Origin of the sequence: Pseudoalteromonas sp. SWYJ118 (assembly GCF_015864505.1) — a bacterium.
Classification (GTDB): domain Bacteria; phylum Pseudomonadota; class Gammaproteobacteria; order Enterobacterales; family Alteromonadaceae; genus Pseudoalteromonas; species Pseudoalteromonas arctica.
Map to the genome: position 1 here is coordinate 17,964 of NZ_JADYXC010000023.1, position 25,250 is coordinate 43,213.

24 protein-coding genes, 1 other RNA gene and 1 pseudogene are annotated in these 25,250 nt (G+C 38.9%); 8 read left to right on the forward strand and 18 right to left on the reverse strand.

The features are described 5' to 3' along the window. Positions 1–196 precede the first annotated feature (196 nt). A complete protein-coding gene (locus I6F48_RS17520; protein ID WP_197119950.1) occupies positions 197–1,090 on the forward strand; it encodes a DMT family transporter in 894 nt (297 codons plus the stop codon). 5 nt (positions 1,091–1,095) lie between these two features. On the opposite strand, the gene I6F48_RS17525 is transcribed toward I6F48_RS17520, so the two are convergent. Further along, positions 1,096–1,974, reverse strand: coding sequence for a flagellar protein MotY (locus tag I6F48_RS17525; RefSeq protein WP_007581990.1), 879 nt, complete (start codon positions 1,972–1,974; stop codon positions 1,096–1,098). Positions 1,975–2,176: 202 nt separating this feature from the next. Between I6F48_RS17525 and rnt the strand changes: the two genes are divergently transcribed. Beyond that, the gene (gene rnt / locus I6F48_RS17530; protein WP_165729160.1) at positions 2,177–2,881 is read left to right on the forward strand and encodes a ribonuclease T; all 705 of its coding nucleotides are present in this window, start codon (positions 2,177–2,179) and stop codon (positions 2,879–2,881) included. Here the strand turns inward: rnt and I6F48_RS17535 are convergent. After that, on the reverse strand, positions 2,865–4,490 hold the full coding sequence (locus tag I6F48_RS17535) for a DUF342 domain-containing protein (protein WP_197119951.1): 1,626 nt from the start codon (positions 4,488–4,490) through the stop codon (positions 2,865–2,867). The genes rnt and I6F48_RS17535 overlap by 17 nt on opposite strands. Before the next feature lie 264 nt (positions 4,491–4,754). On the opposite strand from I6F48_RS17535, the gene ssrA reads away from it, so the two are divergent. Together ssrA and I6F48_RS17545 are read left to right on the forward strand one after the other, a co-directional pair. Next, positions 4,755–5,111: a transfer-messenger RNA gene (gene ssrA, locus I6F48_RS17540) on the forward strand. A gap of 177 nt (positions 5,112–5,288) precedes the next feature. After that, a pseudogene (locus I6F48_RS17545) lies at positions 5,289–5,479 on the forward strand (tyrosine-type recombinase/integrase); the annotation flags it as partial. Here the strand turns inward: I6F48_RS17545 and I6F48_RS17550 are convergent. From I6F48_RS17550 to I6F48_RS17570, 5 genes are all read right to left on the reverse strand, one after another. Further along, positions 5,472–5,906 carry a hypothetical protein gene (locus I6F48_RS17550; RefSeq protein WP_197119952.1) on the reverse strand — a complete coding sequence of 145 codons (435 nt, stop codon included), beginning with the start codon at positions 5,904–5,906 and terminating at the stop codon, positions 5,472–5,474. The pseudogene I6F48_RS17545 and the gene I6F48_RS17550 overlap by 8 nt on opposite strands. Before the next feature lie 83 nt (positions 5,907–5,989). Further along, positions 5,990–6,289 (reverse strand): hypothetical protein, encoded by a 300-nt coding sequence (locus I6F48_RS17555; protein WP_197119953.1) that lies wholly within the window; start codon positions 6,287–6,289, stop codon positions 5,990–5,992. Between the two features lie 338 nt (positions 6,290–6,627). Continuing rightward, positions 6,628–7,734: a hypothetical protein gene (locus I6F48_RS17560; RefSeq protein WP_331460704.1), complete on the reverse strand. Its 1,107-nt coding sequence runs from the start codon at positions 7,732–7,734 to the stop codon at positions 6,628–6,630. Between the two features lie 161 nt (positions 7,735–7,895). Further along, on the reverse strand, positions 7,896–8,204 hold the full coding sequence (locus tag I6F48_RS17565) for a hypothetical protein (RefSeq protein WP_197119955.1): 309 nt from the start codon (positions 8,202–8,204) through the stop codon (positions 7,896–7,898). A gap of 34 nt (positions 8,205–8,238) precedes the next feature. Continuing rightward, entirely contained in the window at positions 8,239–9,243 is a 1,005-nt protein-coding gene (locus I6F48_RS17570; protein ID WP_197119956.1) for a YHYH protein, read from the reverse strand. A 185-nt stretch (positions 9,244–9,428) separates the two neighbouring features. On the opposite strand from I6F48_RS17570, the gene I6F48_RS17575 reads away from it, so the two are divergent. After that, positions 9,429–10,187: a sulfite exporter TauE/SafE family protein gene (locus I6F48_RS17575; RefSeq protein WP_024591657.1), complete on the forward strand. Its 759-nt coding sequence runs from the start codon at positions 9,429–9,431 to the stop codon at positions 10,185–10,187. A 179-nt stretch (positions 10,188–10,366) separates the two neighbouring features. On the opposite strand, the gene I6F48_RS17580 is transcribed toward I6F48_RS17575, so the two are convergent. The 3 genes from I6F48_RS17580 to mnmC all read right to left on the reverse strand — a co-directional run bounded on the left by I6F48_RS17580 (position 10,367) and on the right by mnmC (position 13,585). Further along, entirely contained in the window at positions 10,367–11,002 is a 636-nt protein-coding gene (locus tag I6F48_RS17580; protein ID WP_007581997.1) for an NAD(P)-binding oxidoreductase, read from the reverse strand. Positions 11,003–11,184: 182 nt separating this feature from the next. Next, positions 11,185–11,508, reverse strand: coding sequence for a hypothetical protein (locus tag I6F48_RS17585; RefSeq protein WP_197119957.1), 324 nt, complete (start codon positions 11,506–11,508; stop codon positions 11,185–11,187). 67 nt (positions 11,509–11,575) lie between these two features. Then, a complete protein-coding gene (mnmC, locus tag I6F48_RS17590; protein ID WP_197119958.1) occupies positions 11,576–13,585 on the reverse strand; it encodes a bifunctional tRNA (5-methylaminomethyl-2-thiouridine)(34)-methyltransferase MnmD/FAD-dependent 5-carboxymethylaminomethyl-2-thiouridine(34) oxidoreductase MnmC in 2,010 nt (669 codons plus the stop codon). 178 nt (positions 13,586–13,763) lie between these two features. On the opposite strand from mnmC, the gene fabB reads away from it, so the two are divergent. Further along, positions 13,764–14,975: a beta-ketoacyl-ACP synthase I gene (fabB, locus tag I6F48_RS17595; protein WP_166419201.1), complete on the forward strand. Its 1,212-nt coding sequence runs from the start codon at positions 13,764–13,766 to the stop codon at positions 14,973–14,975. Positions 14,976–15,078: 103 nt separating this feature from the next. Here the strand turns inward: fabB and I6F48_RS17600 are convergent, their stop codons facing one another. Then, positions 15,079–15,444 carry a hypothetical protein gene (locus I6F48_RS17600; RefSeq protein ID WP_008169794.1) on the reverse strand — a complete coding sequence of 122 codons (366 nt, stop codon included), beginning with the start codon at positions 15,442–15,444 and terminating at the stop codon, positions 15,079–15,081. Positions 15,445–15,495: 51 nt separating this feature from the next. Here I6F48_RS17600 and I6F48_RS17605 point away from each other — a divergent pair, with 51 nt between their 5' ends. Further along, a complete protein-coding gene (locus tag I6F48_RS17605; RefSeq protein WP_166419200.1) occupies positions 15,496–16,038 on the forward strand; it encodes a GNAT family N-acetyltransferase in 543 nt (180 codons plus the stop codon). 92 nt (positions 16,039–16,130) lie between these two features. After that, positions 16,131–17,804 (forward strand): gamma-glutamyltransferase, encoded by a 1,674-nt coding sequence (gene ggt, locus I6F48_RS17610; RefSeq protein WP_197119959.1) that lies wholly within the window; start codon positions 16,131–16,133, stop codon positions 17,802–17,804. Positions 17,805–17,851: 47 nt separating this feature from the next. Here ggt and I6F48_RS17615 read toward each other — a convergent pair whose 3' ends face one another. The 7 genes from I6F48_RS17615 to I6F48_RS17645 form a co-directional block, all read right to left on the reverse strand. Next, positions 17,852–18,709 carry a Tim44 domain-containing protein gene (locus tag I6F48_RS17615; RefSeq protein ID WP_197119960.1) on the reverse strand — a complete coding sequence of 286 codons (858 nt, stop codon included), beginning with the start codon at positions 18,707–18,709 and terminating at the stop codon, positions 17,852–17,854. A gap of 161 nt (positions 18,710–18,870) precedes the next feature. After that, positions 18,871–19,623, reverse strand: a complete 753-nt coding sequence (locus I6F48_RS17620) for a DUF3379 family protein (RefSeq protein ID WP_197119961.1) — start codon at positions 19,621–19,623, stop codon at positions 18,871–18,873. Beyond that, complete coding sequence (locus I6F48_RS17625) at positions 19,623–20,180, reverse strand: sigma-70 family RNA polymerase sigma factor (protein ID WP_032827217.1); 558 nt, start codon at positions 20,178–20,180, stop codon at positions 19,623–19,625. Before I6F48_RS17625 ends, I6F48_RS17620 begins: the two co-directional genes overlap by 1 nt. Before the next feature lie 62 nt (positions 20,181–20,242). Further along, a complete protein-coding gene (locus I6F48_RS17630) occupies positions 20,243–21,901 on the reverse strand; it encodes a BatD family protein (protein WP_197119962.1) in 1,659 nt (552 codons plus the stop codon). After that, the gene (locus tag I6F48_RS17635; RefSeq protein ID WP_197119963.1) at positions 21,895–23,835 is read right to left on the reverse strand and encodes a VWA domain-containing protein; all 1,941 of its coding nucleotides are present in this window, start codon (positions 23,833–23,835) and stop codon (positions 21,895–21,897) included. Before I6F48_RS17635 ends, I6F48_RS17630 begins: the two co-directional genes overlap by 7 nt. Further along, positions 23,835–24,821 (reverse strand): vWA domain-containing protein, encoded by a 987-nt coding sequence (locus I6F48_RS17640; protein WP_165729175.1) that lies wholly within the window; start codon positions 24,819–24,821, stop codon positions 23,835–23,837. The genes I6F48_RS17635 and I6F48_RS17640 overlap by 1 nt, the downstream gene beginning before the upstream one ends. Further along, positions 24,814–25,248: a DUF4381 domain-containing protein gene (locus I6F48_RS17645; RefSeq protein ID WP_165729176.1), complete on the reverse strand. Its 435-nt coding sequence runs from the start codon at positions 25,246–25,248 to the stop codon at positions 24,814–24,816. Before I6F48_RS17645 ends, I6F48_RS17640 begins: the two co-directional genes overlap by 8 nt. Positions 25,249–25,250: the final 2 nt, after the last annotated feature.

Below are 25,250 nucleotides of genomic sequence, written 5' to 3' on the forward strand. Positions count from 1 at the left end.
TAATATTGATGCACCATATAACTAGTTACTCAAATCTCAAATAGTTTTGTAATAAAAGAGCATTATTAAAATGTAACTTACAATTTACAACTGTATTTATTAAGGACTTGTATGCATTTAAAAGTATTAAAATAGGGTGGTGAGGGTATAATTTTATGTACGTTGGATTGCGTTATAAAACGCTAAGGATTGGCATGTGCCGGTAAAAGCATCGTATTTTTTTATGGTTCTCATTTGGTCTACTACACCTCTAGGGATTGTGTGGAGCAGTGAAACAGTATCGCCAACGCTTGCTGTATTAATGCGTATGCTGGTGGGGTTGTTTTTAGGTGGTTTAATTGTTGCCATAACAAACATTAGAGTGCCTTGGAGTAAAAACGCATGCCTACTTTACTTTTATTCGAGTATAGGTATTTTTGGTGGCATGTTACTAAGCTATATGGCAGCTAAAACAGTCCCTTCGGGTATTATTTCGCTTATGTTTGGCCTTGCACCTATTTTGTCGGGATTGCTTGCTCAACAGCTATTAAATGAGCCTAAATTTAGCCCGATTAAATTAGTTGCGTTAGCGTGCGCCTTAATTGGCTTATATTTTGTTAGTTATAACCAAGTACAAAACTCGCAAACTCAAGGGCTTGGGTTACTTTATGTGTTTATGGCGGTCTGCTTTTTTAGTTTAAGTGGTGTGATGATCAAGCGCGTAAAAATTGCGATTCATCCAATGGCAACAACATTTGGTGCCTTAGTTTTTGTAACTCCACTCTTTTTTATTGCGTGGTGGTTATTAGACGGTGAATTGCATATACAAAACTGGAGTGCAAAATCATTGTGGGCTATTGGTTATCTAGGAATATTTGGATCTTTAGTAGGGGCTTTGGCGTATTTTCATGTACTGCAAAACCTAAATGCGAGTACGGTATCACTTACTACTCTTATAACTCCTAGCTTTGCGCTAGGTTTGGGAGCTTGGCTAAACAATGAGTCACTAAGCCAAGAGTTAATAATTGGTGCGGTTATTATTTTAATTAGTCTGGGCTTTTTTCAATTTGGTGATAAATTTTTAAAGCGAAAAAAAGTAAACACAAATTAGCTTTACTACATTTTTTCTATTTGAATAATCAAACGACGGTTTTTGTCTCGGCTTAAAATATTATCGTTATTATCAACAAAACGTTTTTCACCTAAACCGGTTGTTTGTACTTTGGCTTCATCAACACCCAAGCTCACCATGTAATCTTTTATAGTTTTGGCGCGCTTGCGCGATAAATCTAAGTTATTCCAGCGTCCGCCATAGCTATCAGTGTATGAGTCAATACTAATGGACTCTATGCTTGCATCATTTTTTAAATACTCAGCAATTTTATCAAGACGTTGTTGCGACGATTTAGTTAATTTACTGCTGTTTGATTGATAGTTCATTACAGTAAACGAAATATCTTCAAAGCTGTACGGGAGTAGCTCATCACGGCATTGTAAAAAAGCCCAGTAAGCTTGTTTAAAGTTTACGCTCGATATACCAACGGCAATTTTATCGGCACTGTTTTGCCAGTCTTGATAATAAAAAGTAGGGTAGTAGCCTTTTTCAAGCTCGGTAAGCATTTCCCATGCGGTTTTATTGCCTAGCTCGCCATCAAACTTTTTAAGTAATTTCATGTTTGCAATATCGCGAGCGGGCAATCCTGCACGCCATGTAGGTGGCACTGCTTTTAAACCTGCAATTGCGTAGTTATCTGGGCGTACAACCATATCTAAATTAAATGTTAAGTTTTTATTTTTACTTGCTGAAGCTTTAAAAATAGCTTCGCCGTAATAAGGAACTTCATGATTTAATTGGCATTGTAAGCGCGTTGTTTTAACGACTTCCCAGTTGGAGTTGTCTTGGGTTGCTGTGTATTGGCGCATAGCAGCTTGCGAGTGAGTACTGTAAAGCACCGCACTTATACTAAGGCTAATAAATAACAACTTATACTTCATGGTGCTCTCCAGCTATCCGGGAATGCCAATAATTTGGCAAATTAACGACTGCAATGATTAGTTTATTCTCTACGTAACTAACTTATAAGTTAAAGCAAGTTATGTGCCTACAATTTTAAAGCAATAAATACTTAAATCCCCTAGCCTAGGGGGCATCAATTTTGACATAATAGTCAGCTTACACGTATAAACAAAGAAGACTATGGCAAATACTGAGCAAACACCTTTCGCAAAACGCTTTCGTGGATTTTTTCCTGTTGTTATTGATGTTGAAACTGCAGGTTTTAACAAAGAAACAGACGCCTTACTAGAAATAGCAGCCTCTGTTTTAAAAATGGATGACGAAGGATTGCTCAGCATAGATCATACTGTTCATTTTCATGTTCAGCCATTCGAAGGCGCTAATATAGAACAAGCCGCCATCGACTTTAATGGTATAGACCCGTTTTCACCATTACGTGGCGCAGTACCTGAAGATGAAGTAATTAAAGAAATATGTAAAGTAGTACGCAAAGCGCAAAAGGCTGCTGGGTGCCAACGCTCAGTTATTGTGGCGCATAATGCCGCATTCGATCATGGCTTTTTAAATGCAGCAATAGAGCGTAATAACATTAAGCGTACGCCATTTCACCCGTTTGTAAGCTTCGATACAACGTCTTTAGCAGGTTTAGCGTTAGGGCAAACTGTATTAGCAAAAGCATGTAGAGCGGCTGGTATCGAGTTTGATAACAGCCAAGCGCATTCAGCGCTTTACGACACAGAACGTACAGCTGAGCTTTATTGTTTAATAGTAAACCGCTGGCAGCAATTAGGTGGTTGGCCATTAGCGCCGCTAGATGATTGCGACGCTGAAACTGAAACTGAAACTGAAACAAAAAATGACGAAGACGCTAAAACGTCTGAGTAATTTTACCCTCAGTTAGCTTAACTAGGTGGGGCGGGTAAATACGCGAAAATTGTTTAGAATCTTTCGCTATTTTAAGCTCCACACCAGGGTGCATTAATTCGTTTACTTTTAAACGGCTACTGGCAAGTAATTGCGTTATTTTTTGCTTAATAAGTAGTTTTTGACGATTAATATGGGCAGAGCGTATTTTTATATGTTGTTCATTTTCAGTTATCTTATTCATGAATTGCTGGCGCTGAGCTGCCCCCGCAATTTTACTCGCTTTTTCACGAGCTTGTTGTAAAGCCGCTACTTTGGTTGCAAGTACTTTTTCAAAATCGGTTATTTGTGTTTGCTTTTGGCGAAGCTCAAACCAGAGCTGTGCTAAAAATACGCGCGTTTTAGTACCGGCTGGCGCGCCTAGTTCACCTGTTTCAATGCGCATAGCATCTAAAATATTACCGCCAATAATTTTACCTCGCGGGTCATTTGCTTTGCCTACACGTATTAATCGCCTAGCACTCAAATCACAATGCAGAGTTTGGCGTTCAATAAATAAATCTTGTTCGGATTTAATGTTGCAGTACTGGGCATAACCAATCGAAATAGTTCGCTGAGCGGTTATACAGCACGTAAATGCTTCCTCGCCTTCACGTTTTCGGCCAATTGCGCCAAGCATAATGGTTACCGCACTTTTACTTTCAACAGTTCCTGATTCTACAAAACCAAGTACCGTAATATCACCATTGGCTTTTACACGCATGCCGTCTTTAATATCGCCAGTAATAATTACGCTACCATCAAAATCAACATGGCCTGTACTTACATCTACGTTATCAAAGCATAAAACGTCATCTACACGCATACCACGGGGTAGGGCAACGGGCACACCTTTGCAGTCGGCAATAAGCATATTAGGATTATTAGGATCTACTTTTGTACCTTCGAAAGGCTGGAGTTGGTGATCTTTACCTGGTTTTGCACTAATTGAATCGCCAAATACCGTATAGCCTTCTTCTCCAGGTGTAGCTGCAATACGCTGCATTAAGGGAGTGCCAGGTTTTACGGTGATAATAGCGCCAAGGTTTTTCATATCAACCTTACCGCCTTCTTTAGCTTGTGGGCTGAGTACTCGGTCTTGAGCTGTTGAGCATAAACGCACAAATTTAGCATCGCTGCCTTCTTTTGGATTGCGCCCATGTGCAATTATGGCACTGTAAGAGCTTCCTGCTGGTTGCTCAAACTGCTGGCCTAAAAAGGTATCAAGCGCACGAGGACTTATTCCTTTTTTAACACCTGCATCAGCAAGTGCTTTTTGCGCGCCTTCCATAGACAAAAGTGCGCCACCTTTAGCGGTAGTTAATGTTGCTTCTGCGACCATGTTTTTTTCATCAATATTAATGACAAGCGACGCATCTACAGCTCTAGCAACGACAAGCGATACTTCCTGATAATTTTTAGTTGGCGCAAAAAGCTTTCCAATATTGGCAATGACAGCTTCGTACTCACTAAACTCAGATTGCTCTAGCATTTGCGTTAACTGAGTACTTGTAACAGGAAAACCACTATCAATAGGGTGACTTTCTAAAGAGACAAACCCTGTACTTTGATCAAATGAAAAAACCGACATTTATAAATTCCTTACATTATGCCTGTTATTATTTTTATTTTTTTACAACTAAAGGTTTAGAAATGACAAAAACCTTAACTCCTCATTTGAACACAGGTTAAACATATTGTTAAGCAAATGTTTATAGAGCCTTGCATAAACTAAATTTTGCTTATTTAACGTCCGATTAGTGCGTGTAATTAAAATAAAGCGTTACTAGGCCTTGAGTATCAGTACTTTACTCAGTTATACTGCTTGCACGCTCTGAATTGAGTTACTAATTCAGGGGCTGATTAGGATTCGACGGAATTCAAGAAGCCCAAGGTGCATGTCGAGGTGCGGTTTGCCTCGTTAAACAGCCGCAACCTAAAGTAATCGCAAACGACGATAACTACTCTCTAGCAGCTTAGGCTGGCTAGCGCTCCTTCCATGTATTCTTGTGGACTGGATTTTGGAGTGTCACCCTAACACCTGATCGCGACGGAAACCCTGGCCGGGGTTGAAGCGCTAAAACTAAGCGGCCTCGCCTTTATTTACCGTGTTTGTCCGGGACTTAAAGGTTAATTAAATGACAATACTAAACATGTAGTACCGACGGTCGAGGCTTTTCGGACGGGGGTTCAAATCCCCCCAGCTCCACCAATAAAGGTTTTTGAACTCGTTATTCGAAAACCATAAGAAACCCGCAAATTTGTTAATCCAAATTTGCGGGTTTTTTTATGCTTATAATTTAATTATTAATGATCGTTTAACGTTTGTAGCAACTAAGCTTTAGCCGTTATTTCAGCGTTTTACGATGCAGTAAATAAAACAGATATTAACTTGCCAAAAGGGCAGTGTAGCCATGTTCTAAGGCATACTTTCGCAAGTCATTTTATGATGAACGGAGGTAATATTTTGGTATTACAGCAGATACTTGGTCATGCAAAGATTGGCAAACCATGGTTTACGCGCACTTTGCACCAAGCCATTTAGAAGATGCTATAAAGTTAGGTCCAAGAATTAGTTAAGCAAAACCCCAAGACCAAACATAAATACATGAGTCGCTAATAAAGTGCAGCCTATTTTCCATAAATAAACTACCGATGTATTCTCCCATAGCCAAGGTAGTGATATAGTCTCAGGCTTTGATAGTGGTACCAAATCTAAAGCACCATAGTTCACTTCCCTTCGGATACTCTTAATAACGATAAGCAATTTGTTTTTAGCCGCGTTAAAGTGATCTTTGTATGCATGATGACCTTTGTTATAGAAAACATCAGTTGGTTTAAATCTTACAATGTTTATTTGATCCAGATACTCGTCAAATTTAGATGTAACTTTAATTAATGCAAATAAATTAGCTCTTGTTTCTTCAGCGTTGTCTAAATCATCTAGCTCAAACGATAATAATGACGTTTCAATTATTGACAGATTATTTAAAAATGTAGATACCAAATTAACTCCCTATAATTTTAACAAATGGTAAAAATAATAATCGTTATCGAAAATCCGATGGGTAGTACATCAGGAAAAATGACTTATGTTTCTTCAATAATTGCCGGAGTGCCAATATAAGTAACGTATAAAAAAGTACCATTGCTGAATTGTTGTGATGATGTCGCAATTTGAACACCTAAAATAGCGTTAGCTTCAGCTGGTGCGCTATCAACGAAGGAATCTATAACCTCCTGATATTCGTTTTTATTACGTTGCAACATACCACGGATTATTCCTTTATTAGATACCTCAACAGTGCCAGTGACTTGAATCATCCCAAAAGTTTCTTTTACAATACAACCTTCAGGTAAATTTTCAGTAGTGAATAAAGTTATACTCATTTCAACTCCTTTGATATTTAGTTTATTGTCAAATAATAATTATGAGTTCAATATTTAATCGAATGTCAAACTTTAACTATGTCCACATAATGCCCAAATACAATAGATTAGACAAGACTGTATTAGGTACTATAAGTAATTAACATCTTGATTATCAAGTAAGTTGTTGTTTTTATTGGTTGCCTGTAATAATCGAGGCTTTTCGGGCTGGGGTTCAAATATCTAAGCCCACCAATAAAGGTTTTTGAACTCGTTATTCGAAAACCATAAGAAACCCGCAAATTTGTTAATCCAAATTTGCGGGTTTTTTTATGGAATTTATAAAGTAAAAATAAAGTTTAAGTATTTTTAATTGCGCGTAGCTTCATTTTTATTGCAATCACAAGCAGGCTAAATAATGACAGCATACTTATTAACAACGTTAGATTAAGTATAGGGTTACTCGGCTCGTAGGTCGTGACAGTAGAGTTGTTTGTAGTTTGCGAGTTTTGCTGTTGCCTAATATAGCTTTGGCTGATCCAATCTACCGCGTTTATCCACTGTACTTTGGCGGGGTCACTATTGTTGAGCATCCCTATTGCGTGCTTATCGTTATCTAAGCTTTTTGAAAGTTGTATCAGTTGCTGCCAAAATTCATTTTTAGGGCCTAGGTCGTCTATTTCTTGCAGGTGCTGTTGTAATTTATCACCACCCATCGTTTTTATATCAGCTTGTCCTGTACTTTGCGCGTAGCTATTTATTAGCGATGAAAAGCGACTAAAGTATTCATTACTTTTTCGCTGTGTAGGGTTAGCTGTTCGCTCGTTTGTTGCTTTTTGTACCGGTTGATTTAGGCTATTTTGATCAATCAAATATTGTTTATAGTTTTGGTAACTTAAGTTGTTTGTAGTTGTGTTATTTGTAGTTCCATTATTTAGAGTGCCAAAGTTGTTTTTAAGTGCATTAACACTGATCACTATGCCTACTAAGGTAATAATACAAAGTGCGCAATAGCAAAAGTACAATGCGCTTTTTAAAGTGTTACGCAGTAGTTTATATTTATTATAACTTTGCTTAATAGCTGCAGCTGTATTTGGGGCTTCGTCTGTATCTAGGCGTTCATTTTGTATTGAGATACTTTTGTCGTTAGTACTTTCACTAATGTGTTTATCTGTATTTTTACTGTGCTCAGTGAGTGCTATTTGATTATTTTGAGATTGAGAGATTACAGTAATGAGTTGAGGTTCTACTTTAGTAATCAAACCTAGCTTTTTAAGTGAGGATTCTGTTTTAACAGCATCAATACTCGATAAGTCTTTTTTTAAAGCGTAAGCTTTTCCATCAAATAACTGAATAACAATATTATGAGGAATATTAAGAAGTTGGCTGAGTTGTTCTTGGGCAGAGGTAAGGTCAGTATTTTGATATAACTGACCATTAAAAACAATTTTAAATGTAGCGCTCACGTTAGTACCTTGCTTGTGTAATTCCATTTTTGGAATTTTATTTTTATTATTTAATACACCAAGCTAACTTAACAGATAAAGGGTATGCTTTCTAATGATTTGCGATTAAAAAAGCCCTAACAAACAGCGTTAAGGCTTTGGCGTGTAGCTGTTATTTTACTTTATAGGTTAGCGAGTGATTTGACTGATTGCTTTTGCTTTTGCTTTTGCTCACTTACTGGTTGGGTTGCTTTGTTTATTAATGTTTCAAGTGGTTTATTTCGCACACACATAAGTACTTTGTTCATTGCTTGGCATGTTCCTGTCGCTTTTTTATCATGGCTTGTGTAGCTGCAATCTTCATTAATGGCTTTTTCTTCACATGCTTCCCAAGGCGCGCTTGAACCATGGCCCGCATGACTTAGCACTGAGTATGAGGTAGCAAGTAAAAAGCTAGCTATTAGAGCGTTTATTACGTTAGATATTTTCATTTTTTCCCACTTAATTATTTGTCCAGAATACGAGTTACCTGGCGGTAGCACCTTTAAAACAACCAATAAACATGTTTTCAGATACATCGGCTGCATGGTAGTGGAAACCGCGTATATCGTCGGTGTGGCCTCTGCACTCGTCTAAATCAGTGGGTTCTATCCCATCTTCGTTGAGCATGCCAAATATACCAAAGCCATCAAGTGCGTAACCCATCATGGCGGCGTGACCGTCTGATTGAATTTGTGTTTGGCTACAACCTGCTTCACCGTGGTAGTGATAACCTGCTACTAAGTTAATATGGCCAGCGCAATCATCAAAGGCTGCAATAGTGTATGCGCCTAAAATAGCCTCAACAGGCGCGGGTGCAGCAAGTACAACACCATTGAGAGCAACACCTACATTGGCGTTACCAATACTGCTATTTTGAGTGGTTGCAACAGGCGTTATTGGAATTAAAAATGATTCTGATATACCGCCATCAACATAATCAATAGAGCATTCTACGCAGTGGTTTTGGTATTGTTCTTCTACGTTTGGACGCGCAGCTCCATCACACGATTCTTGTGTGTCGGTTACATTTACAAGGCCTGTACCTTCGTCGTATAGCTGCCAATGACTATCGTTATATAATGTAGGTAGATTTAAAATAAAGTCTCCGGTTATATCGTAAACCTCACCGGTGCCATCAAACCAAATACCGGCTTCGTCTGCTGTTGAGGTGATATTTTGAGGGCAAAATACACCAATCTCGTAATTTGAAGGCGCACCTGCAATATCAATTTTGTAGCATGAGGCTTCATCACCATTACTTAGCGTACATGTTTGAGTGGTAATTGATGAAATGAGCGCATCGCTTTCAAAGTTAAAAGGGTCGACTTCTACAACAAAATCGGTTGAAGTATCTGTTGTAGTTCCCTCATCGGTGGTTGTTTCAGTTACAACTGTACTTTCAGCATCGCTACCGTTACAGGCAGCTAAACCCAGTGAAAGTATACACACTGCAAGCGGTGTCAAAATTGGTGTGTTAAATCTTCTCATCAAAAATATCCGGTAATGAAGTTGAATGTATAATATTTGTTAAATGTGCAAACAAAGTGCAAAAACAACGCAACATAGTACATAGCTCGAGATAGAAGCTGATAAAGTTGCTATAAATGCGTTTAGTACCTTTTATTGTTTAAAATACTGCGACTTAAAAGTACTTAAATAGGCAGTGGAGTTTTATGGACTTTTTATTTCCCGACAGCATGTCTTTATTTTTGTTTTTATTGTTAATGATCACCGCTGGCTTTACTTCTTTTATATCTGCTGCATTTGGTGCTGGTGGCGGATTAATGCTGCTTGTTGTTATGGCGTCATTTATGCCAATGGCAGTTGTTGTGCCTGTGCATGGTTTAGTACAGCTTGGCTCTAATGCAAATAGGTTTTTACTCAGTTTTAAGCATATTGATAAAAGCATGTTTGTATATTTTGCGTTAGGCGGCTTAGTAGGGGCGGGGTTATCAAGTTTTGTTATTGATGATATATCGCTTGATGCTATGAAGTTAGTGGTCGCTATTTTTGTTATTTATTTACTGTGGGGTAAAACGCCACCTATAAAATTAACCTCTAAGGTGTGGCGTATGGTCGCCGGTGGAATAACTACTTTTATTTCTATGTTTGTGGGGGCAAGCGGTCCACTTGTTGGTAGCTGTTTATATATAAATAATTACGAAAAGTTAAAATTTACGGCAACGTTTTCGAGCATTATGAGTGTGCAGCATTTATTAAAAGCGATAATTTATGGCGCTGTTGGCTTTAGTTTTTGGCAATGGATACCGCTTGTAATTGCCATGGTAATAAGTGGCGCTGTAGGAACTTGGTTCGGAATTAAATTACTTAAAAGGATGTCTGGGGATAAATTTAAGCATATTTTTAGGATAGTTTTAACGTTATTAACGCTACAACTTGGTTGGCAAGGTATAAAAATATTACTCCACTAATTTGCTTAGTGGAGTAAATTTAATTTTATTAAACATAAATTATTTAAGAGGATTAAATAATTCATTGCGCCAAAAAGTTACTGATATAGAGCGACTATACTGTAATTTTTTGCCTTATCGATGAATTACATATTCTTTGTAATAATTGTTCATACGTTTAATTAAATTGGTATTAAAGCTTATTTAACAGCGGCTTTAATTGGCTTGTCGCCATCAAACAACTTAAAAATGCGGTTACTAATAAATGAGTTGGTCGCAATATGTAATAATGCATTAGCTACGTTTTCGCGGCTAATTTTAGCTTCTGAACGATCACTTGGTTGCTGCGTCGTTACTTGCATTGAAGCACTATCGTCAGTCAATGTACCAGGGCGAACAATGGTATAATTTAAACCACTATTTATTAGGTGCTCGTCAGCCATGTGCTTAGCAACTAAGTAAGGTTTTAAATCACCTTGAATCGAATCTGGATCGTCAGCACCAATTGAACTGACCATAATAAAGTGATTAACGCCGTGCTCTTTAGCGAATGTAGCTGCTTTTGTTGCAGCCCATAAATCAATGAGTACAGTTTTATCATCGCCTGTACTTCCACCAGAACCAGCAGCAAAAATCACTTGGTCACAGCCTTTCATTGCATCACCAAAATCGCCTTCAAGATCTTGCTCAACAATAGTTAAAAAAGAGCTGTTTAAATCGCTTAACTTATTTTTGTCACGCACTAATGCCACAACATTTTGCTCATTTTCTAAAAGTAGCTCAGTTGTCATTTTACCTATTTGTCCGCTTGCGCCAATAATTAGGGTCTTACTCATAATTAACTCCTTCCAATAAATAGTAAAAGTAATGTGCTTACAAACAGACCTTGGGGTAGGGGATTATTTTTAAAGGGTAAAAAAGAGTTTAAATGAGCTAATTTCAAAAAATACTTTAATTAAAATTCAATACTTAACTGAGCATTAAAATTAGCTGCTTTTGGCGTGTTTTTTAGAACTTTTTATTCAACCATTATACTCATTTCGGTCACATAACTACGGCGGTATAGACTAATACGGACTTTATGTTCTTGGTAATTATAAAACAAAGTGCGATATGTACTATTGCCATTTGTTTTTGAAGGTTCACCTAATTTTTGCTGATAAAAGCGAGTGATATCAGAAATTGAATCGGTTAAATAACCAGTACGTACCATTGGGTATTCGCTTGCTACATCCATCGTTGTAACAAACTCTTCAGGAAGTGGGATTTCAGTGACGTTTTGGCTAAGTGCATTAAACGATAGAGTGCATAGCAACATTATTAAAAATGCTAAAGTTTTCATTAGAGTCCTTTGAGTAATAAATTCCTTTTATTGGTACTTATTTTACCTCAATAAGCACCAATGTCATTTAAATTTTATTACGAATTAAATCTCGTACTATAAACCGAGCAGGGTGAATAGCTTGGCTTACACGTTCGCTTAATGGGCGGGGTTCGTTATTTAAACAACTTACGAGGTGGTCTGCACTTAGCGGTGCGCTACACAATGCGCGTGCACCAAAACCGGTAAAAATATGCAGGCCTTGTTGTGGTTTATTAAGTTGCTCATATTGGTAGCGTTTACCTAAACGTAGATTAGCAAAGGCCATTATGTAATCACTTTGCTCGCACCATTGCCCTGCCATTGGTAGGTGATCTATAAATGTGCAGCGAACAGCCGCTTTTGCCGAGGTTATATTGCCAAGGGTAGAGGCAAATTCACTTTGTTGGTAAAAGCTAAGTAGTTGCTCTTGGTTTAATTGGTTGTCGAGCGCTGTAACTTGGCGGCTTTTAGTGTTTTTTTCAAATGTGGCACCCATGCAGTGATGATCTAAATAAGCCGGCGTAAAATACCCTTTATGGCATAGCACTGTTTTAAGTTTGCGTGATTGCTCACTTGCCTCAATATGTGAAACCTGACCGCGTACGCCCACTATAGGTAGCGCTTTTGTTTGCTTAAATGCATCACTGTGCTCACCTGCACAAATAATTACATCGCTAAACGGGCCTAGCTGCTCATCATTCGTTAATAAAAACCAACCGCTATCAGTTTTTTTAAGCTGCTTTATATTGCAGTTAAATAGGCTTTTAAATGGGCTTATGCTATTTGCAGCGCTTAGCATAGCGTTTACTAATTGTGGCGGGTTAATCCAGCCGCCTTGTTCAAAAAACACGCCTGAATAACCAGTCGTTACTCCGGCTATTTCGTCGCCTTGCTCTGCGGTTACGTTATGCATTAGCTGGGTTGGCCACAGTTGCTTTTGTGCTAAGTTTTCGTGCTTATCGGCGAGAGGTTTTTTTACTGCGTGTTGTAATACGCCGCACCAATCGTAATCAAAATTAAAACCGCTGCTAAGTAAATTGTTATATAGGCGTTTGGCGTATAAAAAACTATGTGCAAACAATTCGCTGTGCGGCGAGTTTTTAGCTTGTAGGTGAGGGTAAATAGCGCCTTGCACATTGTGCGATGCACCCATAGCTGGCTTTTCATCTTGGCAGAATAATTGGCTTGTTATGCGACGTTTTGCCAAGCTATATAAAATACAGCTACTGGCAATACCACCGCCAATGACCGCTACATTTTTTAAAGTACTGCTATCTTGATTAAAATAAGCGGGGGTTGATTGAGCGTTATTAACATGTTTAAGTTGGCCAGTAAGCATATCTTCTTTCTGATCAAAATCTTTGGCTTTTTTAGTACTAAAGCCAGCCTCTATTAATCCTCGTTGAACAAAGTCAGCGGCAGTAAAAGTCGATAAGGTTGCATTAGCTCTTGTTATATCAGCCATGGAGTTAAATAAACTTTGCTGCCACATATCAGGATTTTCACTTGGCTCAGGCCCATTTAAATACCAAGCATCAATAATTCCTGTTTGCGGGTAGCTCATTGCTTGTATTGATTCAAGCGCATCACCAAAGTATAAATCGAGAACAACACTGCCATTATTAAATTCGAGCCGGTGGCATCCTTCTAAATTAATTGGGTAGTTTACTGTTAATTGCTCACTAAAATAACTTAAGGTAGGCCAAGCGGTTAATGCTTGTTTTAAGTCTGTTAATGTTAAGGGATTCTTTTCAAACGAAATATAGTGTAGGCGTTTTACGCTTTTTTCACATTCATTTTGAACTTGCATCCGCTCAAGGTGGTCTTTAAAGCGTTGCCACGTATTTAAAAAGTTTAAACCGGTGCCAAAACCGGTTTCGGCAATAACAAAATGTGATTGGTCATGATTTTGTAATCGTACATCTATATTATTTTGCTCATAGTACACATAATGCGATTGAGCTAAGCCATCGTCATTAGAAAAATAAATATCACCGGAGTCATTAGTCAAAGGTGTACCTAAATTATTAATGTGACTATGTGCGTTCTTAATCATAATTTTTTAAATTTATAGATATATTTTTAATTATTTTACGGGTTTTCTTTGTAATAGTCTGGCGTTATTTATAAGCTAGCAGTTCAGAGTACAAGTGTACGCTAGAAAGCTGACCACTTAGGTGATTAAATTCGCGTAAAATAGAATGCAATTAAGTATTAAGCTAAGGGAATTACCCATGAGAAGAGCTGTAATTACAGGTATCGGTGTTGTATCAAGCATTGGTAACAACAAAGAAGAAGTATTAGAATCGTTAAAAACGGGCAAAAGCGGTATCGCTTTTAACCAAGAATTTGCCGATTATAAGTTACGTAGTAACGTATCGGGTAAAATTGATATTGACGTTAAAGCACATGTTGACCGCAAAGCAATGCGCTTTATGGGTGATGCTGCTGCTTACTCTTATATTTCTATGACTCAAGCAATTGAAGACTCAGGTTTGACTGACGACCAAGTATCAAATGAGCGCACGGGTATTATTGTTGGCTCTGGCGGTGGTTCGTCTAAATGGCAGGTAGAAGCTGCTGATATTTTACGTGAAAAAGGCGTAAAACGTGTAGGGCCTTATATGGTTCCACGTACTATGGCGAGCACTACATCTGCTTGTTTAGCAACACCCTTTAAAATTAAAGGTGTTAACTACTCAATTAGCTCTGCATGTGCAACATCTGCGCATTGTATTGGTAATGCAGTAGAACAAATTCAATTAGGTAAGCAAGATGTTGTTTTTGCTGGTGGCGGTGAAGAACTACACTGGACATTGGCAATGGAATTTGACGCTATGGGCGCACTTTCTACTAAGTACAACGAAACACCAGAAAAAGCGTCTCGTACATACGATGCAAACCGCGATGGTTTTGTTATATCTGGCGGCGGCGGTATTGTTGTAGTTGAAGAACTTGAACATGCACTTGCACGTGGCGCGCACATTTACGCTGAAATTGTTGGCTACGGTGCAACATCAGATGGCTACGACATGGTTGCTCCATCTGGCGAAGGTGCAGCACGTTGTATGCGCCAAGCTATGCAAGATGTAGACAGTATTGATTACTTAAACACGCATGGTACATCTACACCTGTAGGCGACGTTAAAGAGCTTGGTGCGATTCAAGAAGTGTTTGGTGGTAAGTCACCAATGATCAGCGCAACAAAAGCAATGACGGGTCATGCTCTCGGTGCTGCGGGTGTTCACGAAGCTATCTTTTCATTATTAATGCTAGAGCACAGCTTTGTAGCGCCTTCAATTAATATTGATGAGCTAGATGAGCAAGCGGCAGGTTTAGATATTATTACTGAACGTCGTGATGTTGAGTTAAATACTGTAATGTCTAATAGCTTTGGCTTTGGTGGCACAAACGCGACTTTAGTTATGAGTAAGTACAAAGGTTAATTTGAGCTTATAAGCCCTAAATATGTAAACACATGTCAGGGCTAAACTGCTTAAAACAAAAAAGGAAAGCCGAGGCTTTCCTTTTTTATTATCGAAAGTTAAATTAACCTTCGTTATGTTCTTTACGCGCTTGCTCAATTTCGTCAGCAATTTCTTGCGCTTTCTGCTTAGTTTTTTCAGTTAACTCGCCAGCAGCTTCTTTGCTTTTAATCCATGCATCAACCGCAATCTCTTTGCCGTCGTCGTACATGTCTAAGCCCATTGTTTTACTTTGCTCTAATAGCTCGTTTAAAGACTCATCATTTTTAAGATCGTTAGTTGTCTCTTTAACGTCGTTCCATGCATCACCAAGCTTTTCTTGCATTTGTGCGCTTTTATCTTTTGCATCTTCTTTTACTTCGTTGGCATCTTCACAACCAGTTAATGTAATTAAAGTGCCTAATAAAGCTAAACCTGCTAATTTATTCATGTGCTATCTCCTTTAGAGACTGATAATTAATTCGAGGCAGACTATACAACAATGAAAATGAACGCCCCCGTAACAAAACGATTAAATTTTAAATTAATGAATGAGCACGATTGGCCTCAATTATTTGAACTCGACCAAGACCCCGCCGTAATGCAGTATTTAACGCGAGGTGTACCTACCTCTTTAGAACAAATAAAAAATGAGGGAGTGCCTCGTATGCTCGCATATCGAAATGAGCTAAAAGGCTGGGGGCTGTGGAGTATCACTCTAAAGCAAACCAATACATTTATTGGCTGGGTATTAATAAGACCTATGAATTTCTTTAGTGATGCACCAAATTACAGCGATATTGAAATAGGTTGGCGCTTTAAACAAGCGAGTTGGGGGCATGGTTATGCAACCGAGGCGGCTATAGCATTATGTGATGAACTCATTAAGCAAGATGACGTTAAGGCGATAAGCGCAACTGCACTAAAAGATAATACGGCCTCTATAACAATAATGAAAAAGTTAGGCCTGCAATTTATAAAAAATTATATACATACAGATGAGCAAGGCGACTTACCCGCGGTACTTTATTCAAAAAACGTTTGAAGATGATTAAATATCAACAGCATAAAGATTGACCTGTCCTTAAGTGACGTGCATTAATATGGGCAACAAAAATAATAAATTAAGGATGTTGTATGGGATTGTTTTTTTCACCACGTAAATTAATCGTCAAAAGTGTACTGGTTTTACAGTTCACTACTTTTAGTGTTTTGGCGCAGCCTTTAGCGCAAAGCGCGGTCGCAATGCCAGACTCGTTCAGTGCCGATGCTGCTAAAAGTATATTAGAGCAAGGCGGTAATGCTGTTGATGCAGCTATTACGGCACAATTTGTACTTGCAGTGACGCTTCCTGAAGCCGGAAATATTGGCGGCGGGGGATTTATGCTTATTCAAAAAGATGGCAAAGGCGATTTTATAGATTATCGCGAAACAGCGCCAACAGCGGCTCATCGTGATATGTATTTAGATGAGCAAGGTAATGTTATTGCAAACAAATCAATATACGGCATTCACGCAAGCGGTGTACCTGGCAGTGTAGCGGGTATGTGGCTTGCACATCAAAAGCATGGCACTTTAAAGTGGGAAACACTCGTACAGCCTGCTGTAACGTTGGCTGAGCAAGGGTTTGTAGTTCCGCCTAAGTTAGCAAAAGGTGTTAGCCATTATATAGCCCATCTAAAAGAGCAAAAAATAAATGTAAACTTCGAAAAATATTTTGCTGATGTAAAAGCCAATAAAGTCTTTAAGCAACCCGAGCTAGCGGCAACGCTAAAGCGTATTCGTGATAACGGCCAAGATGGATTTTATAAAGGCGAGACTGCAAATATTATTGCTAAATTTATGCACCAGCATGGTGGTATTATTAATCAAGATGATTTAAAAAATTATACCGCTAAATCACGTACACCCATTAAAGCAAGTTGGAATGGTTATGAAGTACTTACTTCGCCACCGCCGAGTTCAGGTGGTATTGCTATTTTACAGTGGCTCAAAATGTATGAGTTACAAAAACCAAATGCAGGCTTAGCGCATAACTCGACTCAGTATGTGCACTTACTTTCTGAAATAGGTAAACGTGTATTTGCAGATAGAGCAGAGTATTTAGGCGATCCTGATTTTTTTGATGTACCAGTAAACGCGTTAACTAATATTAACTACCTCAAAGAGCGCAGTAATGGCATTTCGTTAACCGCTATCTCGACTACCGAAAATATTAAATCGGGCCTTAAAGAAAGTGAGCAAACTACGCACTTTTCAATCGTTGATAAAATGGGTAACGCTGTCGCAAATACCACCACAATAAACTTAGGGTTTGGTAGCGGTGTAGTTGTTGAAGGTGCGGGATTTATTTTAAATGATGAAATGGACGACTTTAGCGCCAAACCAGGCGTTATGAATGTGTTTGGTGCAATAGGTGGTAAAGCTAATGAAATACAGCCACACAAGCGTATGTTGAGTTCTATGACACCTACAATACTACTTAAAGACAACACTGTTAAAATGGTGACAGGCTCGCCTGGTGGCACAACTATTATTAGCTCTGTGTACGAATCTATTTTAAATGCGGTAGAGTTTGATATGAGTGCAGAGCAGGTTGTAAATAGCCCTCGTTTTCATCACCAACTATGGCCTAAAAATATAATTAGATCCCATAAAGGTTTAACTGATAGCGTAAAAGCAGAACTTATAAAAATGGGTTACACCATAGACGAGAGACACTTTGGCGACTTACACGTTATTATTAATAAAGAGGGTAAATTAGATGCTGCTTCTGAAGCATCAGGGCGCGGTAAATCAATTGTTTTTTAAATAAAAAAACACCGCGCTAAAAAGCGCGGTGTTTTAAACGTTAACGCTTATTGCGTATCAATTAAATCTTCAACACCCACTATTAGCCATGGAGCATCATCTGAAATTAGGCGTTCTAAGTGCCAAATTTCTAAAATAGGCTCTTCTTTTTTATCGCTTAAATCACGGTATTTACCTTTAAAGCGAACACTAACCTGCCACGATTGCGCATTTGTATCTGCACGCACAAGTTCGGCATCAATAAACATTACTTCAGTGTCTACGCTTTGTATTGCTTCACGCTCAGCTTTAAATTCGGCAACAAGTTCAGAGCTCAAGTATTCAGCCATTGTGGTGTAATCGGCATTATTCCATGCAGTTTGTAGCGTATGGTAATGACTACGGGCACCTTGCAAAAAGCCATTAACGTCAAAGTTAGGTGGTAAATTAAATGGCACACTTTCACCTTGCGGTGCATTGCTTGCAAAGCCTGTACTCATTGGCTGCTCAATCGGTGTTTGTTTAAAAGCATTTTGTTGAGTACTTGTACCTGCACTGGCATTTGCAAGTTGCGGTGCACGATTCGCACGTAAAAAACCGGTTACTAGCTTAAATAAAATAAATAGTCCGCCAGCTAATAAAATCATTTCTAATAGCTGAAAACCTTCAAAATCGTCGCCTAACATTGCTGCAATTAAGCCACCAGCTAAAAGACCACCCAAAACGCCTGCCATAATGCCTTTTTTATTTGATGTGGCTTTAGGTGCTGTTGATGCAGGTACATCTGATTGTTTATTTTGTGTGGTTTGTTGTGTTGTAGGCGTTTTTCCGCGTTTGCTGCTACCAAACTTTTTACGTGCGTGTGCATCAAAACTGGCAGTACATAATAATGCCAATAATGAAAAAATAACGATGATGTTCTTCATGAAAACCCTTAATTTTAATCGAGCCGCGATTATAATTTACTTTAAGGGGAGATATAAATAATTACTTTTAAAATCAGATGGTTTGAGTGTAATTTAATCTATTTAATAGACACAAAAAAACCGCTTAATAAATATTAAGCGGTTTTTTAATTACGTAAAAATTATAACCAACGAATAGCGCCTGTAACGCGTTCGTTATAAGTATTTAGAGGTGCGCCAACACTTGCCACTAAAATAGTATCTGCTTGTGGACCACGATTAATATGACCTTCAAAGCGGTCATCGCGGAAGTTATCATCACCAAAACCAAATGATTTATTTTCAGATGGCACTATAAATACAGTCATTGGGCCAAAGTCGGACTCAAATATTAAGTGCAGACCTTTTTCGCCTTCAAAATCACAAAACATAGCGTACGTTACGGCACCAGGAAGCTCATCAAGATGACCGCCTAATACTGCAAGCTTGTCGTTAACGCTTTGTAGGCTAATAGGCTCTTTTTTATCAAGCGCATTAATTTCGTAGTACACATGGGCTAGTGCATGTTCACCTGCTTCGTGTGCAATATTTTGCTCTGTACTAAAAAAGAAGGCACTAATAGCAACTACAAAAGACGCTGCTAATGCAAGATGCACCCGGTCAAACTTAAAACGCGATCGGGCATCAACCACGTTTTTTCCCGTTGCTTGCTCTTCTTGTAGTGCTTTTTCTTTTAATGATGTGTTTAAAAGAATACGGTCTGCAAGATTTTCTGGCACAGGTATGTCTAAAGCATCTTGAATATACTTATCAAAATCTTTCATATCGTTAATAAAACTTTGTCGCTCAGGGTTATTGTTAGCAAACTCCATGAGCTCCTTGTCAATGTCGTTTGGCTGCGCAATAGTGCGGCGACGAAACTCAAGTTCATCCATTATTTTGATGCCCCTTTAAGTTGTTCATCATCACGGCTTAAAGCCTCTTTAAGTTGATTTCGGGCACGGTATAAACGAGTCATTACCGTGTTTTTATTTAAATTAAGTATGCCTGCGATCTCTTCGCCAGAGCAGCCCATTACAACTTGTAGTAATAATGGCTCTCGGTATTCATCAGATAGCAGGGCAATCTGGCGTTGGATAACCGTTTGCTCCATTTCATCATCTAATGAGTGGCTGGTTTCATCAACAAGCGTATCGTTTTCTACGTCGCTGTAATCAAACTGTTTACGCTCAAATCTGCGTGCGTTTTCTCTTCGTAATATAGTAAGCAGCCAGGGTTTAGCTGCCTTTTGATCAAGTAAAGAGTCGAGAGAACGCCACGCGCGTAAAAACGTTTCTTGTACTAAATCATCTGCTATGTGCGGATCACGGCATAACCAATAAGCAAAGCGATAAAGCTCTTTATTGTAAACGTGGACCAAGGCTTCATAACGCTTTTGTTTCTCTGCCATATCGATTAAGACCTGATTGTTTGATTTTTTCTTTCCAAGCATAAGCACTTTTTTTAATTAAAAATTATTATTTATTGCAAAAAAAGACCTGAGTATCGTAGTTATTAATCATAAAGGTCTTTTAATACAGCTTGTTGCGACTTTGATGCTTGAGTTTGATAGTTCTCAATAATTTTAATAATAGCATTAAGATCCGTGTTTGCGTCTTTATTGCTATAAAGTTGCGCCTGTAATTGGTTAATAAAACCATTTAGCTCACTACTATTTATGCGGCTACAAAGCTCATCAATAGCGCCCACATTTTTGTGGGTAACTTTTATAGCAAAGCTATTTAGTGCATTGTAAAAAGCTTTCACATCGTGTGTTTTAGCTAAAGCTTTAAGCTCATTTAAGTTTGGCTGAACAATACGCCCACTATTAATCTGTACTTTTTCAGTCGTATTTTTAGAAGAACGGGTAACTAGATAAAAAATTACAGTACCAATCCATAAAATATATCCTAAAACGGCAACTACAATTAACCAAAGAGGAGTATCTTTTTTAATTTCAATGTTTTGTGTGCCTAGATCTTCATTCGATATATTTTCAATAACAGATGAATTATTTATATTTGGCTGCGGATTTGCCACAGCGGTATTAGGTGCGGTACTACTTGGCGTTACCGTTATAGTGCGCTTTGGTAATGTAGCTACGCTAATACGGTTCATTTTAGTATTAAACCAAGGCAGCTGTATTTCAGGTAAAGTGTAAGTACCTGGTTTTTGCGGCAGTAATGCATACGATGCCGTTTGCTGCGATACAACGCGTCCGCCACGTACTGCATTGTTATTTTCTTTTTTATCAGGGTAGCTGCGTATGCCATCAATAGTAGGCATTGTAATTTCAGGCAGTTGCTCTTTTGTAACTCCAAGCGCGGTAAGTGTAATAGTACGTGTTATAGGTGTACCTACTTCTACGGTGTTGTCGTTAGGTTGCCATTCTTCATCAAGACTAACTAGCTCGCTTGGTAACCATGCGCCCTTGTAGTCACTCGGAATTGGTTTAATTTCTACTTGCTGATCGTCCCCAAGGGCCGATACTTCTAACTGACGATAATTTTGTTGTACTCGTCCTTGAAAAGCAGGGCCTGCAATAGTGTACGCACCACTTTTTTGTGGCTGAATCAAATACTCGCGAGTAATAACAAGGTAGCGTTTACCATCAACAAGCTCATAGCTTTCAGTTTGCTTACCCAATTGGGTTAGCTGAGCATCTTCCATACTTGGTGTGCTTAAGCTGCCATCAAGCAGCTCTTTCGCAAGGTAAAGCTTAATAGTGTAAACACCGGCTTCTTGGACAAACAATGAATTACTCGAGAGCGACGTTTTTAAAAATATTTCGTTATTTTTATCTGCATCAACTGAGCGTTTTGCCACTTTTAATTTAATAGGCTGTGAGGTTAACCCTGCAACGCTAAATGCAGGAATAGTGTAATCACCCTCTGCACGGGTCATTAATTTAACTGACCACGTGGTTTGTTTATTAATGCTGCCATTAATAATGTTGGTACGAGAACTTAAGCTTGTTGGGCCTACCACAAAGTCTTTTAACAGCGATGAGGTGTCTGGTTGCTCGCCTTTAACTGTATCGTCTACGGATATATTAAGCATAAAAAATTCACCCGCTAAAACAGGGTTTTTATCTACGCTGGCTTCTAATTTGGTGGCAGCCCACGAAGGCATCGCACTTAATAGCAATAAACAGCAAAATAATCGCATTACCATGATTTTTCGACTCCTGTAGGGCGACGTTTATATTGTCTTTTTTGGGCTTCTAATTGCATTTTATTCCGTAATAAAATAGCCGGATCGTCCGGGACTTTTCTAAGTAGTTGATTAAGCTGTTGTGCTTTTTCTTTTTCTTCATTAGTGAGCTCACTTGCTTGGGCTTGCATAGCTTGTTGCTGAGCATTTTGTTTTTGCTCATCAGTAGCAGGTTGCTCATTCATTGCTTGTGGCTTACTTTGTTGCTGCTCGTCTTTAGGTTGGTCAGCGTCTTTATTTTGCCCTTGCTCACTTTGTGGCTGGGCTTGCATATCAGGTTCATTTTGCTTGTCTGATTGCTCGCCAGGCTCACCTTGTTGATCTTTTGATTGTTCAGACTCTTTATCTGATTCTTTATCAGATTTTTCATCGCTTGAGCTTTGACTTTCGTTTTCGCCTTTTTCAGAATCGCTTTTATCACCATTTTGTTGCTTATCCTGTTTTGACTCATCAGAATTTTGCCCTTGGTTTTGCTCATCTTTTTTCTGGCTATCATCTTGGTCTTGAGAGTCGTCGCCGTCGCTTTGCTGATCTTGCTGGTTTTGTTGCTCTTGTTGATTGAGTAATTGTTCAACTAAAGCTTGGTTGTCAGTTGCTTGTGTAAAGTCGTCTTGTAAGGTTTGGGCTTGTTTGTAGGCTTCAATGGCGTCCTCAAGCTTGCCAGCTTTGGCAAGGGCATTACCGTAGTTGTATAAACCGGTAGCCGACTTATCATTACTAAACTCATTAAGTGCACCATCAAAATTACCTTGCTGATAAAGCGCAGCGCCTTTTAACTCACTCGATTGAGCCTGTGTTGCTTCATCGTACTTTTTATTATTGTAAGCCTCTAATGCGCGTTGATCTGCATTTTGCAAAAGAGTAGGGAGCTCTACCGCATACGCATTTTGCTGTGGTAAAAAGCTAAATACTAAAAAAGCACCTAATAATGCAGCTCGCCTAAATAAATACAAGCCAAATGGCAATAACAGTAACAGTCCGTATATACCGGCATCTATTCGCCAAAGTGCATGGCTTTGTTTTTCGTCTTTTAACAATTCGCTTTGCGCGCTTGGAGCAAACGTATTTATGTCGTTATTACTAGGCTGGTAGCTCGCAAATTTACCGCCACTGCTTGATGCTAAATTTTTAAGCTGAGCTGCATTAAGTGTAGGGACTACAATTTGGCCGTATCTGTCTTTCAAAAAACCACCTTCAGGTAATTTTATCGGTGCGCCTTGAGCGGTACCTACACCATATATATTTAATCTATATTGGGTGTTATTGGTAAAGCTACTCACGTCGCTTTGTTCTTGTTGGTCAATACCGTCGGTCACTAAAATAATGTCGCCATCAATATAACCCGCTTGCGTTAATAGCTCTTTGGCCATATCAAGACCGGCTAAAACGTTTGAGCCTTTGTCTGGCATTATTTCAGGGCTTAAGCTTGGAATTAAATTACTGAGTGTTGTGGCGTCGTTTGTTAGTGGCGATATTATATAGGCCGTGCCTGCGTAAGCTACAAGCGCGGTATCACCTTCTTTAAATAGCTCAATCATATCAAGCGCTTTAAAGCGTGATTGCATTAAACGATTTGGTAAAATATCGGTGCTGTACATTGAGTACGACATATCCATAACAATTACACGGGCACTTTTACTTTGAAATACAGGAACTTGTTTTTTCTCAAAGCTAGGCCCAGCACTAAATAAAATGCCAAGGCTGCAAAACAAAGCAACTAACCAAAGTGGTTGGCTGGCTTTAGTGTTTGCTTCGCTCATTATAAATTGTGCTAAATGCGGTGCAATTAGCTGCTCACTAGTCGTTTTTTTATCCTTAATTAAGGCGACAAAAAATAATGCCACAGCAGGTATGAGTAACCATAAAAGAGCGGGGCGAATAAATTCAAAATCCATTAGTTTGGCTCCTTTAATGCACGCAGTGTACTAAGCATTACTTTTAAGCTAATAAGTAAAATAGCGATAAGTAACGGGTAGTAAAATAATGAGCTTTGTGGGCGAAATGTTTGCTCGTCAGCGCTAATAGGTTCAAGTTTATCAAGCTCTGCGTAAATTTGTTGAAGGCCTGCTACATCTTTGGCTCTAAAGTATAATCCGCCAGTTTGCTCGGCAATCTTTTTAAGTAAGCTTTCATCTAAATTACTGCCACTAGAGCCACCCATATTAAAGAGGCTAAAACCGCGCGGATTATCTGAGCCAACGCCAATGGTGTACACTTTAATACCTTCTTCGCGGGCTAGCAGTAAGGCATCTTCTGGGTTTAGGTTACCAGCGGTGTTTTGTCCGTCGGTTAATAGCACCACAATACGATTACTTTCATCTTTATTGGCAAAGCGCTTTACCGAAAGACCCAATGCATCACCAATGGCTGTTGCGCGTCCCACTAAACCAATTTGCGCTTCACTGAGCATTTTACTTACTGTTTTAACGTCGCGCGTGAGGGGGGTTTGTAAAAATGCGGTGTCGCCAAATAATATCAGCCCAAGCCTGTCGCCTTGGCGCTGCTCTATAAAATCACTGAGTACGGCTTTTACCATGGTAAGGCGGTCAACATATTGGCCATTGTAAGCCATGTCTTGCTCGGTCATAGAGCCTGATAAGTCAACAGCTAGCATTATATCGCGGCCTTCGTTTGGCAATGAGATTGGCTCATCTAACCATGTTGGATTGGCAGCGGCAGTCACAAGTAATAACCAAATTACCCACTCAAAAGGATTTAAACGTCGTGCGAGTGGCTCAATACTTTGGCTGGTTAAATTGTGCTTTGCAAAACTGGGTATACGTAAACGCGTACTGGCATTACTTGCTGCGGGTTTTAATAGTAAAAGTAATAAAGGTAAGGGTATTAATAAAAATAACCATGGCCAGCTAAATTCAAACATGTACTGACTCCTTTATTTTAAATTGCTTAATACCTTGGCGAAATTTTTCGCACAGTGTTGTATCTTTTTGGCTGGGATTATATAGGCTTAGTATTTCTTGTTCTGTAAAGTTCAAACCGGTGAGTGTATTAAGTGTTGTGCACCATTTAGAGGTAGATTGCGCAGCAAGGCGCTTGTCGTAATATTCAATCACTAAACGTTTTAAAATAATATGCAGTTGCTGAGGATTTTGCTCACTTTGGCTTAATTGTATTGCGTAGCGTTTAGGCTTTTTAAATTTATGTTTTTTGTAAAATATATAAATAGCCGCGCACAGTGCTAAAAACAGCAGTGCAATAATAACCCACCAAGCAGGGGCGAGTGGCCACCAATTAACTTGGTTTGGCGCTATTATATCGTGCAGGCCATCGAGTGGATTGGTTTGCATGG